The sequence below is a fragment of the Pirellulales bacterium genome (genome assembly GCA_035499655.1).
In the GTDB taxonomy this organism is placed as follows: domain Bacteria; phylum Planctomycetota; class Planctomycetia; order Pirellulales; family JADZDJ01; genus DATJYL01.
The window spans coordinates 1-2,675 of record DATJYL010000125.1 but is presented as its reverse complement, the minus strand read 5'-3'; the positions used below and the strand labels follow the sequence as shown (position 1 = coordinate 2,675).

The following is a 2,675-nucleotide window of genomic DNA, read 5'->3' as shown; positions in this document are numbered from 1 at the left end:
AGTTCCTTGCGCGATCGAACCGCTGAATTGGCCGATCTGCTGGAGCGTGGGGTGCCAATCGATGCCGCGCTGGAAAAATCAAAAATCCGCTTGCCCAACGACGCCTTGGTTGCTGTCCGCACCGGCGCCGACACCGGCGGCCTGGCTGTCATGCTGAAAAAGGCCACGCAAAGTGCCGCGACGCTCGATTCGGCCGTTCACGGAGCGATCGGGCGCGTCGCCTACCTCGCGGCATTCATCATGTTGGCCACCGCCTTGACGGCCTTCATGATGATTAAAATCCTTCCGGCATACATGAAAATTTTTGAAGATTTCCACACGCCGCTGCCGCCGGTCACGCTGTTTTTGGTGCATACGATTTATTTCTTAGTACATTTTCCTGCGATCATCTTCTTGGCATTTCTGGCATTGTTCGCGGTGTTGATGTTTGTGGTCGGGCGTTACACCGACGCAGTCCGCTGGGATCCGCCGCTGTTGCGCCGCTTTGCCCTGCCGCTCGACGGAGCGGTTGTGCTGCACGCCTTGGCCGAAGCCGTGGGTGAAAATCGATCTTTGCAATCCACCTTGGCGTCGCTGGCGCGGCAATATCCCAAGCCCTACATTCGGCGCTATCTCGCCAAAGCGGAGCGGCGCGTAACCCAGGGCGTCAACTGGTGCGATAGCCTGCAGTCCAGCGGCCTGGTCTCTTCGGCGGAAGCCAATGTGCTGCGGGCCGCCGACCGCGTAGGCAACTTAGTTTGGGCGTTGAACGATATGGCCGAGCGGTTGGTCCGAAAATTTACCACGCGATTAACCATGGTCATGTCGATGGGTTTTCCGCTGCTGATGCTGTTTTTCGCCGGCACCGTGCTGCTAATTGCCGCCGGCATGATTTATCCGCTGGTTAAACTCATTACGAACCTGGCGTAGGAACTCATGAATTTGCATCGCCATCGTCCAAACCGAAACGGCTTCGCCATCGTCGAAGCGATGGCGGCTTTCGTGATCCTCGCCGCCGGCCTGATGGCCACGGCGCAAGTACTCGTGGTTTGCGCGCGGCAGCGCTTATCGAGCGATCAACTGCTGTCCGCGCAATTCGAAGCGGGCAACGTGGCGGAACGCATCGCCGCCATACGCTATGACCAACTGACGCCGTCCAACTTGGCACAGTTGAAACTCTCCGTTGAATCGCAAGCCTCTTTGCCCGGTGGACAATTGCGTGTGACCGTCGCCGATGATGCGACCGCCGAACAACCCAATTCCGACAAGGGCGAAAAACAAGCTGCCAACGAAACAGCAGCGGCGCAAAACGATTTGGCCAAATACGGCGACAGCACCGCCGATGCGGCACAAACCGCCAAACACCCCGTCGACGCCCAAGCGAAATGCATCCACGTCGAAGTCCGCTGGCCCTGGGAAGCATCGGCCGCGCCGGAAGGCACGCAAAGTCATGCCAATCCGGCGCCGCCGCCGGAACACGCCGATCAGCCCGATCATGTCGTTAGCCTGACTGTGTGGAAATACGCTCCGGCGGAGCCAAAACCATGAAACGCAACGACTTGTACAACTCGACACGGCAGCAGTTCAATGAGCGACAGCACCGCCGTGCATTCACGCTGGTCGAAATGCTCGTCGTGACCACCATGGTGTCGGTCGTGCTGAGCATCGTGGGCGTGTTGTTGCACGGCGCTTGGAGCGTGGAGCAATCGGACAGTGATCATCGCGTGTTGCTCGACAGCATGAACCGTCTGGCGCAGCAGTTCCGCGACGATGTCCACGCGGCAGCTTCCGTCCAGATTATAACTCCCGATGCAGCGTCGGCTTCATCGAAAGCCCCCGCCACTTGTTCAAACAACATGAATTCAGCAAATGCACAGCCAATCTCGCAGTTCTTGGCGGAATTGGCTGGCGGTCGGCGAATCGAATATGTCGTCGACAAATCCGCCATCAATCGTACGGTCCGTAGCGGCGACGCGGTCAATCAGCGCGAAACCTATGCCTTGCCGCCCAATGCGACCATCGGCTGGCAGGTCGCTTCGTTGCCCGCCGGTTCGGAAGCAAACAGCCGACTGGCCAGCCTGCTGGTCGATTATCCGCTGGCCTTGAAAAATCCGGCCGACTCGGCGCACCGTCAACTTCGTGTCGATGCTCTCATCGGATCCTCCCCCGCCAGCATCGCACTGGAGGAGCCTGGCAAATGAAATCCACTTCACGCCATCGCCGATTATTTTTTTGCCGGCTCCGGAGCCAGCCGCTTCGCTTGCTCCGTGTACCGCCATCTCGACGGCGAGGAGCTGCTCTGGCAATTGCCCTGGTGGCGTTCATGGCCGCCACGGCAATTTTATTCACCGTGTTGCGCGCCACCGTCGGCCATCAGCAGCAAATTTTTGCCAATCGCCAGCAACTCCAGGCGGAATCTTTGGCGCAAGCCGGCATCGCTCGCGCCGTTGCCAAGCTGCGCAGCTCGCGTGATTACACCGGCGAAACTTGGCACGTGCCCGCCGATCAACTCGACGGCGTCAGCCCCGGTGTCGTCGAAATCCACGTGGCGGCCGTGTCCGATCAATCCAACCAATTGCACATCGCCGTGCGAGCCGATTTTCCCAGCGATTCCGCGCATCGCAGCCGTCAATCCCGGGAAACCACCCTGAACATTCCCTAATTCAACTTTTATGCCATCGGAGAATTTGTCATGC

4 protein-coding genes are annotated in these 2,675 nt (G+C 59.0%); all 4 read left to right on the top strand.

Features of this window, described 5'->3' with window-relative positions; genetic code table 11:
* Positions 1-909 (top strand): type II secretion system F family protein (locus VMJ32_08925; GenBank protein HTQ39140.1); only part of this gene is annotated, 909 nt, incomplete at its 5' end.
* 6 nt (positions 910-915) lie between these two features.
* Positions 916-1,527 (top strand): hypothetical protein, encoded by a 612-nt coding sequence (locus VMJ32_08920; GenBank protein HTQ39139.1) that lies wholly within the window; start codon positions 916-918, stop codon positions 1,525-1,527.
* Complete coding sequence (locus VMJ32_08915; protein ID HTQ39138.1) at positions 1,524-2,180, top strand: prepilin-type N-terminal cleavage/methylation domain-containing protein; 657 nt, start codon at positions 1,524-1,526, stop codon at positions 2,178-2,180. Before VMJ32_08920 ends, VMJ32_08915 begins: the two co-directional genes overlap by 4 nt.
* Entirely contained in the window at positions 2,177-2,641 is a 465-nt protein-coding gene (locus VMJ32_08910; protein HTQ39137.1) for a hypothetical protein, read from the top strand. Before VMJ32_08915 ends, VMJ32_08910 begins: the two co-directional genes overlap by 4 nt.
* Positions 2,642-2,675 lie beyond the last annotated feature (34 nt).

Bases quoted from the DNA above. Each gene is read 5' to 3' on its own strand.
- VMJ32_08910 (HTQ39137.1), top strand. From the start codon at position 2,177: ATGAAATCCACTTCACGCCATCGCCGATTATTTTTTTGCCGGCTCCGG.
- VMJ32_08920 (HTQ39139.1), top strand. From the start codon at position 916: ATGAATTTGCATCGCCATCGTCCAAACCGAAACGGCTTCGCCATCGTC.
- VMJ32_08915 (HTQ39138.1), top strand. From the start codon at position 1,524: ATGAAACGCAACGACTTGTACAACTCGACACGGCAGCAGTTCAATGAG.